A 14,431-nucleotide genomic window follows, 5' to 3' on the forward strand; every position below is an offset into this window, starting at 1 on the left:
AACTAAATTATTCTGGTGTGACAATAGCATTTCAATTTGTTAAATTGTGTAGCTTTTATCAAAGTGGACAAAATTTATGAAGACATTTTTAGTTATATCTTTATTGGGTTTTGGGCTGATTGGTTGTGCTTCATCTCCATATAATTCTCAAGAAAATTATTTAAATAAACCTCCAATAGTTCCAGAGAATAAAGCTTTTAATAGTTTTAAAACACCTGAACACGGGATTTTTACTGATCGAGATGTCTATAATATAAATATATCAGAAAATTCAAATCTAAATTTTCGTTATGAAGTTCCTTTTTAATGAAAATAAAATATTAAATAAAAAAGGGAAGAGCAAAGGTGGCTTCACACCTTTGTTAACTCATAATAATTAATGATTAATACAACCTTTTGGGTGGTTTTTTAAACTCTAAACTGTTAAATTTTAATTATTGAAAATAAGTTATTTTAAATGAAAAACTTCACTATTGTTGCTTCTTTATTTTTGTTAGTTGGGTGTGCCACAGGTCACAAACAAGTCACTCCTGTGCCAGTGGCTGATAATAAAATTATTTCAGAAGCTGAAAAATATAAAAAACAATATCAAAAGAAAATTTATAAAACATGGAATATTCCCAAGTCTTCTACAGGTATGAGTGCAAGTGTTAAAGTCTTTTTAACGGATACTGGCGAAATTGAGCAAATTATCTTTTTAGATAAAGAAGAGCAAAAATTTAAAACAAGTATTGAAAAAGCTATCTGGCGTTCAAGTCCATTTGTTTTACCATCTAATCCGGAAGTAAGAAAACAAGCAAGAAAATTCAATATTAAATTTCATGTAAAATAAAAGAAGATACTAAACATGAGGAGCGGATTTAAAGGATTTTCATTTATTTATATTAAATTCGCCCCTTTGTTGTAAATATCTTTAATACTATTTACTTTAAAATTTTGAGGTTACAGAAATATTAAATATACTAATTAATATTTTTTGATAAACAAAATATAAAAATTAATAACATTTTTATCAAAAAGTTAAAGAAATAAAACTTTAATTACATAGCCAATTAATATAAAAGAATATGTAAATCTAGAAGTTTATCAAGAAAAATTATGCATGAAGTGAAGAAATCTTTTAAAGAAAGTAAGACTACATCAGTTGTAGCATGGGTTGTGATTTTGTTTGGAATTGTCTTAGGCTTGGCTTTTATTTTGTCATACGGGCAAGTTGAAACTCGAAATGATAATTTAGACATTATCCAAGTGTGGTCTAAAGAAATGGTCACTGTAGGTCTTTTTATTATATTTAATGGACTACTTTTCGGTTATTTGTTTTTAAAAATTAGTAGTATTTTGAATCACCTTGAAAACAATAAAAATTAAAAAATATCTTAGTAAATTAATATCTTGTATAAGTATATTTCATCTTAAATGGATGGTAAGTTAGTATTGGAAGCATTGCTCATCTATAAAAATAAATTGAAAGAAAATTTTTCAAAATCTTCTTTTATTTTGGTATTTTGTGTTGCATGTTTCACATTTTTAAATATTTTTGATGTTTGGTTAATGATTGGATTTCGAAAACCTTGTATTTCTTACATTTAGTTTATGAGTTTTACCCTATCTTACATAAAAAAATAATACTTTAAAGAAGTATATAAATATACGCATGAGAAGATAGGAGGTTACGATGCCAAAATATCTAGCTATAGCAGATAAGGTTTATAAAAAAATTAAAAATGACAACTTGTTTTCTGATGATGTAATAGAAAATTTAAATTGTTTGGTTGGGCTTATTCGTAATGCGATAAAAGGTACTGAATTCAAGTTAAAGTATAATTTTATTAATTTTGAAGACTGCTTAACCAAACCCATCGAGCAATGCTCGGTAAAAATTGATTTTAGTCTTATGCCTAAGTTTGATAATGAAGGTGAGTTTATTTTATGGCTTGCAGGTTTTATTGAAAGAATCACTGATGGAGGTAAAGCTAAATTTCCTCCTATTTCTCAGTTGGTCCCTCAAGGCTTTAGTATGGTAAATGAAAATATTCCAGTAACTACTTTACCTGTAAAAGAAGAAAATGCAGAAATGATTGTTAATTATTTTAAATCAGATGATTATATTAAAAATAACAAACTACCTTCTTAAAATATATAAAAGTAATACGCCAACTATCTTTAACAATTTAGAGCTTAAGAGCCGCCTTTGAGGGCGGTTTTCTTTGTTATATGTATCTTAAAGTGTCTGTTACATAAATGATGATTGTTTCATGTTGAATGTAGCCGTTAATTATTTAAGCATGGAATGACACAAGTGAAGTAAAGGATAAATCTCATGATAGATGAAGAAAAACCCTTAAATTTTGACGATGATGAAGAGCCTCTTGATTTTGCAGATGAAGAATTCATCGATGATAAAAAAGAGGATGAGTTGTATAACAGCATTACCAAAGATGGCTCTAGTGTCGATCCAGCAGATGATGGTGAACGACATATTCGACCTGAAGATGGCGATCCTATAGAAGTCGAAGAATAATCTATAGCCCAATTTTATATTGGGCATTTTAATTTCTAGCGTATGTGGTTGAACAAAAACAAACCCAAAATGTTATTCAAAAATTATCATTAATGACTTAAAAAACATGAAAGTTAAGCAATGAGTCTAGAGATATGAGGCTATATATTTATTAAATTCTTATTTTCAGCCAGAAGTAAAACTATGAGTAATTATATTTATAAATTTGCCAACCAAATCAAACATAACGCTGTACCACCAATTAATGACGTTTTACTCGCTTTTAGAACATTGAAAGCAATACCAGGTGGATTAACGTTGTTGTCAAAAGTTGTTAGCCGTGTTGCTCCATATTTTCAAACAGTAAATCCAATTATTCAAAAACTAGATGCTGACGTGTGTGAAGCTTTCATCAAAAAGAATAAATCAGTCGAAAATCACATAGGAACAGTTCACGTTATTGCCATATGTAATGGATTAGAATTTGTTATGGGTGTACTAACCGAAGCATCTATTCCTCAACATTTAAGATGGTTACCTAAAGGCATGAATGTAAATTATGTCGCCAAAGCCGATTCTGATATTAAAGTCGTCGCAACAATTGATGAAGAATGGAAAGTTGGCGATATGCAAATAAAAGTAAATGCCTATAGAGCAGATGGACAGCCTGTAGTTCAAGGGTATATTACACTTTGGGTTACAGAGAAAAAGTAAGATGACAGAGGATTAGATGCAAAAAATATTGGATTATCTTTGCAAGCTTTTTACTACTCAGTCTCGGTCACGTGCCGCTACAAATAGCTCGATTGCTACAGCAACAGACAATGGCGATCAGGAAATGGGTTTTGCGGTAGATGAGATGTCTCTGAGTCAGGTAGGGGTAAACCATATTTGTAATTTTGAAGGATTAAGACTCAGTGCTTATGATGATGGCATAGGTGTCTGGAGCATTGGTTATGGCACAACCAGATACCCAAATGGTTTGAGCGTTCAAAAAGGTGACACATGTACTCTTGAGCAGGCCAAAGTATATATGCAGCATGATTTGAAAATATTTGAGCGTGCAGTCAATGGCGCTGTAAAAGTTCCTTTAACGCAAAATCAATTCGACGCATTAGTCTCTCTGAGTTATAACATCGGCGTAGGAGCCTTTAAAAAATCGACCTTATTAAAAAAATTAAATTCAGGAGATTACAAAGGGGCCGCAAACCAATTTGATGTATGGGTAAACGCAGGTGGTAAGCGTTTGGCTGGATTGGTTAGACGCCGCGCTATTGAAAAGAAATTGTTTTTAGGATCATAGTCTTTTTAATTTTTATAGGGTTTTATCAGAAAAGCTATTCCGATCTTTATAAAATTTAAGCATGAAAAAAGCCTGATGCTACGAATCAGGCTTCAGTATTCATCGACAATAGGAGTTGATGAACAAGACCAATCTAACAGACCTGTTCAGTAAAGGCAAACCAAGGCTTGAATTGCTGAGTCAGATAAAAGTAATTTTTCCAAATTACACACATTAAAAAAGCCCTTGCTCGAAAGCGAAGGGCTTAGTCATTCATTGATCTACCAATGAACTATATAAGGCTCATCTCATACTAAGGTCAGTATATCTGAAATTGGAGCAACTGAGAAGAAAACCTTATAAATAGCTTTTCATTCTATTTAAAATTAATTTATTTGGGCATATAGCAAGTTACATCATTGGTAAATCAATACACAAAAATTGCACTTTGCATTTTTATGGATGTGGTATTTGTGTAGGCTCTGATTGGCTTGGGAAATAAAACAATAGCTATCTTTTAAAGGTTCAATAAAGTTTTGAACGAAGACATCAGGAGCCAGATATAAGCAAGGAAGTAAATATGAATTTAATTAGATTAGAAGAATTATCATTGATGAGTAATGCGGTTTTAACACCTCAATTAAACAAGTGGCCATGTATACAATCACCAAATTTAGAAGATACTGATTGTCAGAAGCATAGAGATAGTTTTTCCGAACAATCTGTTAAAAAATTTCATAAAGAATGGCGAAAACAACAAAAGAAAATACTTAAAAATATTCCGAGTAATGCTGTTTTACTCAGCATTAAAGAGATTGTGTAGTTAGACACGAGACAAGTTTATAAAGATATAAATTACAAGGATAAGCTGTTAGCTAAATAACTTTACGTAGGTACACTTGTTAGTCATAACTTATTCTAGAGATATTAATAATAAGCAAATTATATAAGGTAAGACAAACAAATAGAAAATAACAAAAAGGGCAATTCTGTAGAGGTAATTTTTATGGTTAATCTTCATCAGAAATCACTTTTTGATGTTCTGACTCAACATCAAGCTTATCTATATCGAGCATCTTCAAGATCGGTCAATGAACTTCTTAATTTATTTAATTCCGAAACAGTTAACATGCTTACCAAGTTAAGTAATTTGTTAGATGGACTAAATGAAAAGGAAAAAACAGCGCTAGCAGGCGGACTTTACTCAACAGCTCCATTAAAAGAGATACGTGCACTAATTTCTCAATGGTTTAATGTAACGAATGATGCACTCATTGATACGTTTACTGTCTCTGCTGTGGCATTGGCTGTCTATGAAGTCAGATATATGTCAAAAATTTTTGGTGGCAAACATAAAGAATTAAAAGGTGAACAGCTCTATAAAGCTGCTAAACGTGTTCCTTTAGCAGGTGGAGCATTGGCAGATGAGTTATTTTCTACAATTGCAGAGGTGGCCCGTCAAAGAGTGGAGTATGCAATTCGGGATGGCCTCAATACTGGAGCAACGAATCAACAAATTATTCAAAGGATTCGAGGGACTAAACGCCTTAAATATGAAGATGGACTACTAAATAGCTCTAAGATTGATATTGAACGAACTGTGCGTACGATTCGAAGCCATATATCCAATCAGGCCTATTTACACAGCTATAAACAGTTAAAGTTTGAATATGTCAGATTTGTAAGTGTGCTTGATGGTAGAACCTCAAAAGTATGTGCAGCCCTCGATAGTAGTGTGTGGAATATCAATGATCCTACAAAAAAAGTTCCGCCTTTGCATCCTCATTGCCGCAGTATTCTAGTTCCAACTCATGAAGATGGTCAGCTAGTTGGTAGCCGAGCCTTTATTATGGATGAAAGAAAATTTAGGGATATTCCTAAAAATGAACGTGAACAGTTAATTGGCCAATTAGATGCAAATATGTCATTTAAAGAGTTTTTTAAACTAACAGATGATTTCTTTCAAAAAGAGTGGTTAGGGCCTAAAAGATATCAACTATATAAAGAAGGACAATTCGACTTTGAGAAGTTTTTTGATCCAGAAGGACGGTTGTATACACTTGAGGAGCTTAAAGAACTTGATGAACGAGCTTTTAAAGCATTGGGATTGTGAGATAGAGTAGAAATATTAGAGATAAGATTTTTATCTTGAATAATATTTTTAGTTTTAACTAAATACACACACTTAAACAATTAGTTGAAAAAAGTTTCAATAATCTGGCCAGATAGCATGTTAAGTTTTTCTCAATCATAAAAATTTAGAAAGGATCAAAACATGAAATTTTCCTACCAAGATCTTGCTGGAAATAATGTTGAAGTGGAATGTGAAAGTTATATCCATATTCCATCAGGTGCAGCTATAAAATCTACAGAAGCTGGCAATTACCACATTACTGAAAATTTCAGCTTCTATAAAAAAACTCAAGCTGATTCTGTGCCCATCTATCGATTTGCTATTGATCGTAATTCTAATGTTTTTAATAGCGATGAACTGCCAGCATTAGCTCAAATTGGTAAAGATTGGAAAAATTTAGAGTAGTCTTTAACTCAGCATAAAGCCCTCAGTCGAGGGTTTTATAATTTACCTTAAATGAGTTATTTCTTTTTAAATACAAGCATTAAGCCTATTAAAATTGCAATCATTCCTATTAAGCCTGCAAGCGGCAACTTATTTTTTAAAATTAAAAAATCTAAAAGTGCAGTAACAACAGGGACTAAATAGAATAGGCTTGTCACATTTACAAGATTGCCCTGATTTAGAAGACGGTAAAGTAAAAGTTGAGCAACTACAGAAATTAAAATTCCAAGAAATAATACCGAAATAATGAGTTGTGAATTCCACGTTATTTCAAAATGTTCAAATGGAACTATAAATAAACAAACTACAAGGCTAACTACATATTGGAGCGGTAAGACATCTGTTGGGGCTTGTTGAATATTTTTTTGCATGATGGCCCCAAAAGTTATACAGATCAGTGCTGCTAAAGCAAAGAATATTCCGATTGGAGCGATAAAAGACATAGTTAAGCTTTTCCACACTAAAAGGATGAGTCCGGCTAAAGCAATCAATAGACCTAATAATCTCTCTTTTTGTAAATTCTTTTCTAAAAGACAAAGCGTCAAGATTGGCTGTATTCCCATGATTGTGGCCATTAAACCAGGGGTGACTCCGTGAGCCATGGCTTTAAAATAACAAATTGAATAACCTGCAATAATAAGGAGTCCAGTTAATAAAACTTGCTTTCGAGTTCCATGCTTAGGTAAAAGCCTTTTTCTAAAAATAGCAATTAACAATAGAACAAACAAAGCTGTGGCAAAACGCAGAATTAATAATGCTATAGGTGAGGCACTGTCGAGTCCCCATCGAGTAAAAATCGCAGCGCTTCCCCAAAGTAAAACGAAAGTGGATGTCGCACTTTGTGACGCAAGCATCTGTTTATTTAGGCGCATAAACCTCCTCCTAGTGCGTAATACCTAAGAAATACGAAGTGATAAAATTGTTAGTAAGGACAGTGATTAACGAGTTATTCAGTTGTTAATCAATTTACTGTTAGCGACGTTAAAAAATGAATTGTTTTAACTTCTTATAAGCTCAGTATGAAAGAGACAATAAATAAAGAAAAGCGCATAATTCTTTTATATACTATTTGAAAATCGAATAGATAAATTCTAATGACTTTAAAAAATTTACAGATTGATTGGCTAAAGTGTTTTGTCACCGTAGTAGATACAGGCTCTTTATCAAACGCAGCACCTGAGTTATATCGGTCACAGTCAGCTGTTAGCATGCAACTAAAAAAACTTGAAGAAGCTCTACATTGCCAACTTTTAATACGAACGCACCGACAAATTGAATTAACGTCTCAAGGACAGCTGCTTTTAGGTTATGCGCGCCGTATTCTCGACTTACATGCAGAAGCCCAAATGGCATTTCACGGAGATGAGCTGAAGGGGCGTATACGCCTTGGGGTGCCCGATGATTATGCTGCAAAATATTTAACGCCCGTACTGAAGCGTTTTGCTCCACGTTATGGAGGTGTTGAAATTGAATTAATTTGTGAGCAGTCTACTTCGTTAATACCACGGGTAGAAACTGGGGATATAGATTTAGCATTAATTTCGAGAGATAACGCTCGTCAAGGAACACTTCTATTTCATGAACCAATGGTGTGGGTAGGCTCTCCACAGTTTGAACTCTGGCGAGAAGATCCACTCCCAATTGCAGTTTATGAAAGTACTAGTCAAGCCAAAAAGAGTGCTATTAATTCTTTGGCCTTACAGGGACGCCGTTATCGGGTAGTATACAACAGTTCAAGTTTAGCTGGTCAAATTGCAGCAGTGGAAAGTGGTTTAGCAATTGCTGTGTTCACACAGTGTAGTGCGCCTGAGCATTTAACTATTTTAAGTGCTGATCATGGCTTAGGACCTTTAGAACCTATGGAGGTCGCTGTTTATCGGAGTCGGGCATCTTTGGAGTCTAAAGCTGTGGATCACTTATATGACTTACTCCTCAAAACGCTCAGGCATTCAGTTAATATTTAATTTAAGTTTATTTTAGGTACTGGGCTTTGAAATTGTTGAGTTAAATTTAAATGAGCACTTAAAGTCAAAACTAAATAGCTTTACATTTTTGCGCTAAATCTACAAAAAAGCCTAGAAACCTATGCTGATCGTAAAACTAATAAAAAGTATTTATTAACTCATCAATCTGAATAACTCATGAGGTGAAACATGACAAAAATTATAGCGACCTTGGGTTTAGCCGCCTTTATTTCTTTGAGTGTGAGTGCTTGCCAAGGTGAAAACGACACAAAACAGCAAGATAAAACCACAACTCCTCATTCAATGGATAAAGATTCATAATCTAGTTGAATGCCCAAAGCCCATCGTAAGATGGGCTTTTTTATATCTTTTTATTTTTGTCTTAAAGTGTGATTTGTAACTCAAAAGATTTATTTTTAATGGCACTGTTCAAAATATGTTGACTAATACACTCGGTTTTAAATATATTTAAATTCGACACTAATTATTTTAAATAGAACTCTATATTTAAAGTAAATTAGTTCAAATATCCTCAGATCAGAAATTTAACCTTTAAATTTGATTATAAAAATATTAACTAATCAAGGAGGTAGGTATGGACGCTAAATTTCATTCTGAAAATGAATACGGTTTTATCTTAAATATATTGAACAACTATGTTGTTATAAAGAAGACATTAAAAGATGATCATTATCCTTATGATTCATTTGGTTATCTTCTTGCTCTTTATCAACCACTAAAAGTCTATATCCCTCAGCTTCCACATCCAAAAATTTATATTGAGGTTGGTGGAATTTCTTATGACAGAATGATTGTTATGCAAACTGAGGACGAGACAGAAGCCATAAATATTTTATTGAGTTTAGGACAACTTGTTGCCTAACAATGAAGTGATATTTAAATGCTGAGTTTAATTTACTTAAGAAAAAGCTTTCTTAAGTAAATTCACGAAAAAATAAAGACCATAAAATAGTTGTTGGAAAAGAGAACTTAAAGAAATTTTTTAATATTACTATTTATTCTCATTAAAAAAAGATCCTAATAAGATACAAAAAGCCACAAAAGCTAAATCTATAACTTTAAAAGAATTTGTTTATATAACTAAGAATATTAAAAAGTAGGTAATCGTCATGAAAAAAATACTTTTAACAGCGTTGGCTGGATTTGCTTTATTAGGAAGTAGTGCTGTGATGGCTAAACCAGATGCTGCTTTATTAAAAGAAGCAACAAAAAATGTAGTCACGGTGGCTAAAGTAAAAACTTTGGCTGATGAATCTGGAGTAACTTTAACTGGTACGATCGTAAAGCATATTGCTGGGGATCATTTTGAGTTAAAAGATGCTACGGGTTCAATCATAATTGATATCGATGATGACTTATGGAAACCTCTTGAACTAAAAGCAGGGGATAAAGTACGTGTCGTTGGTGAGGTAGATAAGCATAGAGTTAAGCCTACCGATATTGAAGTTTTCCAAATTGAGCGTGTTAAATAAAAGCTAATGTTTTAAGTAAATATTGTTCAAAACCAATGAAAAAGAAAACTCCTATTTTTAGGAGTTTTCTTTTGAAGATAGTAATTTTTTATTATTGCGTTGCATTAAAAGCCTCATGGTATTTGACATTAGCTTTTGGAATATTGCCCGAGAAAGTTAGAGCCTGAAAATATTCACTCGGTACATCAGGAAAAATTAGCTCAGGATAATTTTTAAAACCAAATCGGCTGTAATAATTTGGATCACCTAATAAAACACATCCTTGAGCGGCAAGTTGTTTTAATTTTTCTAGTGATTTATTGATGAGAAGAGAGCCAACACCGCATCCTTGTTTATTTGGATGAACTGAGATAGGACCTAAACCATACCAACCTATTTCGCCTGAGCTAATCTCAACCGGAGAAATAGCAATATGTCCAATAATAGACTCATCTTCAATTGCAACTAGAGAAATAGTAAGTTGTCCGTGATCTCTTAGACTATTAACAATAAAATGCTCGGTATGACTTGTGTGCTCAGCATTTTGAAAAGCTGCTTTTGTCAATTCTTCAATGGCTTCAATATCTTCGGCTTGCTCATCACGAATAATAATATTCATTAAAAATTCTTCCAGACTTATAGATTATTCATATACTTTAACTTTTAAATAATTATTGAAAAGAAAGATAATTTAGATTTCTAAGATACTTTATTTGTTACTGGTTATAAAAAGCAACTACTACTCATCAAACTCATACATAAAGTAAAATTTTATAAAAATTATTTTTAATATAATCATTGTAAAAATAATTTCGAGGGTCAATAAATTGAGGAAAATCATTAAAACATTATTACTATCTACGCTTATTTCAGCTACTTCGTTCACTATCTATGCCAAAAATAATGAGCAAAAAGTTAATTTTTTACAAAGTTCACCACATACCACTTTAACTGGAAAATTTCAGGGCTACGATGATGTAAGGTATAGAATTTATGCAAAAAAAGGCCAAATATTAAAATTTGATATCAATAGTCTGGGGAATTTAGCCTACATAAATATTTTTGCACCTGGTAAGAAGCCAGGTAAAGATAACGCATTATTGATTGGCTCAACTATAGGTTTTAAAGGAGAGTTTACTTTACCAGTTGACGGTGATTATATTATTCAAGTTTATCAAATGCGTAATAGTGCTCGTAAAAATAAAACTGTCAAATATACTTTAGACCTCGAGTTATTAAATAAAGTGAAAAAATAATAACTGATGAAATTTACTAGCTCTCAAATGAGAACTAGTAAATTTGAAAATTGGTATATTACTAACTATTACGTTAAGGAAAATGACTCATGAATGCCCGAGCTTTCAACAAACAGTTGATCGTGTGAAACGAGCAATACCGCACCTTCATAACTCTGAATAGCATTAGCAAGTAGCTCTCTAGATTCAATATCCAAATGATTTTCTGGTTCATCTAATAACAGAAGTTCAGGTGCAGGATTTAACTGGCTAAGAGCCAATAAAGCTACTTTTAATTTTTCACCACCACTTAACTGAGACAATAGTTGGGTACCTTTATCCCCACGAATTCGAAGTTGACCTAGCAAATTTCTCCATTCGAGTTCTGAAAGTTCATTATTCATGTGAGATAAATTTTCAATAACAGTCATTTCATCACACAAAAAGCTAAAGTTCTGGTCGAGATAGAAACACTCTACAGATAAGTGAATGCTGTCACAGGGTTGATTGTTCTCTGCATGAATTGCCTTAAGTAAAGTTGATTTTCCAATACCATTTTCTCCTGCTATGTGAATTTTTTGAGCTGCTTGTACAGCTAGATCGATGGGTTTTTGAGTACCATGTTTCAGTTTCAATTTTTTAATCCGCAGAATTTCACCAGATTTCTTATGAAAAGACGGGAAGAAAAACTGTTGAGGTTTAACCGTTTCGAGAAACAATTTCTTATCTTTTAAATCATTTTGACTGTTCGAAATCTGACGTTGGTGTTGAGACTGTATAACAGCAATGCTTTGGCCTGCTTGTTCCTTTTTAAAGTCGAGCAAAATCTTGGCTTGAGAATTTGATTCTCTTAATTTATTGCCAGCACGCTCTCGTTTTTGAGCTTTCATTAATACATCATGTTGCTTTTGCTTCATGTGCTTAACTTCACGTTGGCTCTGTTGAATAGATTGCTCTAGAGCTGCAATATTGGTTTGATACTGCCCATAAAATTTTTCATAATTTCCGGTGGTGTGATGTAGACCATGTTCATTTAAATGATAAATATGATCGACTTCATTTAATAAAGTCCGATCATGGCTAATGATAAGACTACCTGCCGGGTGTTTTTTTAAATGATCGATTAACCATTGTCTAGATTCCTGATCTAGATGATTACTAGGCTCATCAAGTAATAGATAGTGATCTGATTTTAAAAATAAACAGCTTAGAGCCAATTTGGTTTTTTGACCTTCACTTAAATTTTTAACTGGGAAATCTAAATCTGTTGGTAGACCAGCAGATTCTAAGAGGTTGTTCCATAAAGTGGGCAGGTCCCATTTACCTTCCAATAAATCATAATCATCGAAGTCGGCATTACCTTGTTCAACTCTTTTAAAAGCATCGTAAATATCTAAAATATCTAAGGCTTCAGCAATCGTCAGTGCTGTCAAACGATGCAATTGAGGTAAATACGCATGTTTTACATGCCAGGATATTTGCCCTGATGTAACAACTGAATCTAATGCAAGCGTCTCATTTAAAAATTGCATAAGCAAAGATTTGCCTTGGCCATTACGACCAATTAGGGCAGATACCTGATTCGATTCAAGACTAAAATTTAGATGCTTAAACATTACCTTTGAAGGGAACTCTAAGGTAAGTTGCGATATTACACATGCCTGCTGAGTCATAAAAAAACCTCATAAATACAGGATGTACAAAATAGGAGAATGATAATTTTTAATAGAGACGGTAAATCACAAAAATAGTCTATTTTGCACATCAAAAAAAGAAAAAATTGATGAGAAAAAAGACTTACTTCATTGGCGTGACTCACGAAATTGATGGAATAGTGAACTATTCTATAGGGTTTTTTAGTGGGTGTAAAATTTCTATAAGTTATTTTATTAAAAAACCCAATCATAGGATTGGGTTTTTATCTTTCAAGAATTTTACTCTTTTACGACTAAAACTTGAATCTTGGTGCTATTTAAAACATCTTGAGCAAAACTTCCCAAAATTAGTTTTTGGAAACCTTTACGGCCATGCGAACCAATCACAATCAAATCAGAACCTAAGTCTTCTACGGCTTTCAAAATACCATCTGAAGAAATTTCACCTTGGATGATTTGAGTCTCTGCATCAATACCTTCTTCAGCACATAAAGCTTTAACTTTTGCGAGAGTTTTTTCTGCGTTGGCACGTGCTTCAACAAAATAATCTTTTACAACAGGTGAGATGTAATAAAAATCTACGCCACTAAAAGGATCTACCGCAACCAAACTAATGGCGGTCAATTTACTACCAAATGCTTTTGCAATGTGAGCTGCTTGTCGAGCTGCTGCTAAAGAAATCTCAGAACCATCTACTGGTACAATAATATGTTGGTAATTCATGATGTTATTCCTCTTATTTACAGTTGTTATATGTATGAAGCTTTTATTAGATTAACATATTTCATTCTATGGAGACATCTATTCAATTAAAAGTAATTGAAATTAAATAAAATAAATATAAATCAAATAGTTGAATTGATTGCTTTGCTGGTTTTGAACTGATAAGTATGCTGTAGACCAATAATTGTTAATATTTACATGAAAATTACAAAAAATTACGGTTCATATTTCTGTCACAAAGAAGCCGTATAACAAAATAGTAAATTAAAGGGGGGCTAAGAAAGATGGCAGATTTAACAGCAAAGAAAGTCAATAAACTCATTGAAGAGTTTAGTCAAACAGGTAAAGAACCTCAAAAGTTAATCATTGGCTACAAAACTTATGCAAGACTGATGACTGAAGATAAATTTGCAGAAAAAGTTGTTCCTTCACTAGAAGACTCAAAAGAACGCTTATATAAAAACTTAAAAATTAAACTTGTGACTGAAAAACATTATTTTGAAATTAGATAAAACTTATGTGAACTTCATCACTGTCTATTAAACTAAATTAACACTAAATAAGTTTAATAACATTATTAATGTATGATGATACAAATTAATAGTGTAATCAACATTTGAAAACAGCAATCGTTTATAAACTCGATAGAATAAATTGCTTTTATTTTAAGTAGTGGAATAAATTGAAATGCCAACAATCAGTGTAATTATTTTTTATATTTTAGCTATATTAGGCGGTATAACAATTGTTTATGGATTAATCAGTTTAAGTGTTTTTTTAATTACAATCGGATTGGCTCTATTATTTGTAGCACTTTTATTAAAAAAAGAATTTAAAATAGATATTTTATTTTGGTAATAAATATAATATTTATTTGTAATTTAATTTATATATAAACGTATTTCGATATAACAGAGGTGGATCAGGAAATTTGAACAACACTTATAAGTGATATTTTGCTCCCCAAATGATGTTATAAACATCAATATATGGAGTATTTTATGGCACGTAGACCAAGAAGA

At 32.3% G+C, this 14,431-nt stretch carries 21 protein-coding genes and 1 pseudogene; 18 read left to right on the forward strand and 4 right to left on the reverse strand.

Annotated elements, in window-relative coordinates:
* The first annotated feature begins 76 nt into the window (after positions 1-76).
* The 10 genes from WBW42_RS11860 to WBW42_RS11905 all read left to right on the forward strand — a co-directional run bounded on the left by WBW42_RS11860 (position 77) and on the right by WBW42_RS11905 (position 6,321).
* The gene (locus tag WBW42_RS11860; RefSeq protein ID WP_005068685.1) at positions 77-307 is read left to right on the forward strand and encodes a hypothetical protein; all 231 of its coding nucleotides are present in this window, start codon (positions 77-79) and stop codon (positions 305-307) included.
* Positions 308-457: 150 nt separating this feature from the next.
* Positions 458-832 carry a TonB C-terminal domain-containing protein gene (locus WBW42_RS11865; protein ID WP_019767639.1) on the forward strand — a complete coding sequence of 125 codons (375 nt, stop codon included), beginning with the start codon at positions 458-460 and terminating at the stop codon, positions 830-832.
* A 266-nt stretch (positions 833-1,098) separates the two neighbouring features.
* The gene (locus WBW42_RS11870) at positions 1,099-1,368 is read left to right on the forward strand and encodes a hypothetical protein (protein ID WP_017398406.1); all 270 of its coding nucleotides are present in this window, start codon (positions 1,099-1,101) and stop codon (positions 1,366-1,368) included.
* A 307-nt stretch (positions 1,369-1,675) separates the two neighbouring features.
* Entirely contained in the window at positions 1,676-2,134 is a 459-nt protein-coding gene (locus tag WBW42_RS11875) for a hypothetical protein (RefSeq protein ID WP_032055760.1), read from the forward strand.
* 186 nt (positions 2,135-2,320) lie between these two features.
* A complete protein-coding gene (locus WBW42_RS11880; protein WP_002114613.1) occupies positions 2,321-2,521 on the forward strand; it encodes a hypothetical protein in 201 nt (66 codons plus the stop codon).
* A gap of 183 nt (positions 2,522-2,704) precedes the next feature.
* On the forward strand, positions 2,705-3,214 hold the full coding sequence (locus WBW42_RS11885; RefSeq protein ID WP_017398403.1) for a hotdog fold domain-containing protein: 510 nt from the start codon (positions 2,705-2,707) through the stop codon (positions 3,212-3,214).
* Between the two features lie 16 nt (positions 3,215-3,230).
* Positions 3,231-3,803: a lysozyme gene (locus WBW42_RS11890; protein WP_017398402.1), complete on the forward strand. Its 573-nt coding sequence runs from the start codon at positions 3,231-3,233 to the stop codon at positions 3,801-3,803.
* A 559-nt stretch (positions 3,804-4,362) separates the two neighbouring features.
* Positions 4,363-4,605, forward strand: coding sequence for a hypothetical protein (locus WBW42_RS11895; RefSeq protein WP_017398401.1), 243 nt, complete (start codon positions 4,363-4,365; stop codon positions 4,603-4,605).
* Positions 4,606-4,788: 183 nt separating this feature from the next.
* Positions 4,789-5,895, forward strand: a complete 1,107-nt coding sequence (locus WBW42_RS11900; RefSeq protein WP_032055763.1) for a minor capsid protein — start codon at positions 4,789-4,791, stop codon at positions 5,893-5,895.
* 162 nt (positions 5,896-6,057) lie between these two features.
* Complete coding sequence (locus WBW42_RS11905) at positions 6,058-6,321, forward strand: hypothetical protein (protein ID WP_032055765.1); 264 nt, start codon at positions 6,058-6,060, stop codon at positions 6,319-6,321.
* Between the two features lie 56 nt (positions 6,322-6,377).
* On the opposite strand, the gene WBW42_RS11910 is transcribed toward WBW42_RS11905, so the two are convergent.
* Positions 6,378-7,232 (reverse strand): DMT family transporter, encoded by an 855-nt coding sequence (locus WBW42_RS11910; protein ID WP_032055767.1) that lies wholly within the window; start codon positions 7,230-7,232, stop codon positions 6,378-6,380.
* Between the two features lie 222 nt (positions 7,233-7,454).
* Here WBW42_RS11910 and WBW42_RS11915 point away from each other — a divergent pair, with 222 nt between their 5' ends.
* From WBW42_RS11915 to WBW42_RS11930, 4 genes are all read left to right on the forward strand, one after another.
* Positions 7,455-8,324 (forward strand): LysR family transcriptional regulator, encoded by an 870-nt coding sequence (locus WBW42_RS11915; protein ID WP_005073761.1) that lies wholly within the window; start codon positions 7,455-7,457, stop codon positions 8,322-8,324.
* A gap of 189 nt (positions 8,325-8,513) precedes the next feature.
* Entirely contained in the window at positions 8,514-8,645 is a 132-nt protein-coding gene (locus WBW42_RS11920; protein ID WP_002114618.1) for a hypothetical protein, read from the forward strand.
* A 274-nt stretch (positions 8,646-8,919) separates the two neighbouring features.
* A complete protein-coding gene (locus WBW42_RS11925; RefSeq protein WP_002114606.1) occupies positions 8,920-9,207 on the forward strand; it encodes a hypothetical protein in 288 nt (95 codons plus the stop codon).
* 247 nt (positions 9,208-9,454) lie between these two features.
* Positions 9,455-9,817: a NirD/YgiW/YdeI family stress tolerance protein gene (locus WBW42_RS11930; protein WP_032055769.1), complete on the forward strand. Its 363-nt coding sequence runs from the start codon at positions 9,455-9,457 to the stop codon at positions 9,815-9,817.
* Positions 9,818-9,908: 91 nt separating this feature from the next.
* Here the strand turns inward: WBW42_RS11930 and WBW42_RS11935 are convergent, their stop codons facing one another.
* On the reverse strand, positions 9,909-10,415 hold the full coding sequence (locus tag WBW42_RS11935) for a GNAT family N-acetyltransferase (RefSeq protein WP_032055771.1): 507 nt from the start codon (positions 10,413-10,415) through the stop codon (positions 9,909-9,911).
* Positions 10,416-10,469: 54 nt separating this feature from the next.
* Here WBW42_RS11935 and WBW42_RS11940 point away from each other — a divergent pair.
* Positions 10,470-10,586: pseudogene (locus WBW42_RS11940) on the forward strand (hypothetical protein).
* Between the two features lie 37 nt (positions 10,587-10,623).
* On the forward strand, positions 10,624-11,052 hold the full coding sequence (locus tag WBW42_RS11945; RefSeq protein WP_032055773.1) for a PPC domain-containing protein: 429 nt from the start codon (positions 10,624-10,626) through the stop codon (positions 11,050-11,052).
* Positions 11,053-11,120: 68 nt separating this feature from the next.
* On the opposite strand, the gene WBW42_RS11950 is transcribed toward WBW42_RS11945, so the two are convergent.
* A complete protein-coding gene (locus WBW42_RS11950; RefSeq protein WP_032055775.1) occupies positions 11,121-12,704 on the reverse strand; it encodes an ATP-binding cassette domain-containing protein in 1,584 nt (527 codons plus the stop codon).
* A gap of 261 nt (positions 12,705-12,965) precedes the next feature.
* A complete protein-coding gene (locus WBW42_RS11955) occupies positions 12,966-13,409 on the reverse strand; it encodes a universal stress protein (RefSeq protein ID WP_002115225.1) in 444 nt (147 codons plus the stop codon).
* Between the two features lie 284 nt (positions 13,410-13,693).
* Here WBW42_RS11955 and WBW42_RS11960 point away from each other — a divergent pair, with 284 nt between their 5' ends.
* Together WBW42_RS11960 and WBW42_RS11965 are read left to right on the forward strand one after the other, a co-directional pair.
* Positions 13,694-13,921 (forward strand): hypothetical protein, encoded by a 228-nt coding sequence (locus WBW42_RS11960; RefSeq protein WP_032055776.1) that lies wholly within the window; start codon positions 13,694-13,696, stop codon positions 13,919-13,921.
* A 175-nt stretch (positions 13,922-14,096) separates the two neighbouring features.
* On the forward strand, positions 14,097-14,267 hold the full coding sequence (locus tag WBW42_RS11965) for a hypothetical protein (RefSeq protein WP_032055777.1): 171 nt from the start codon (positions 14,097-14,099) through the stop codon (positions 14,265-14,267).
* The last annotated feature ends 164 nt before the right edge of the window (positions 14,268-14,431 follow it).

This window comes from Acinetobacter sp. LT1, from assembly GCF_059800965.1.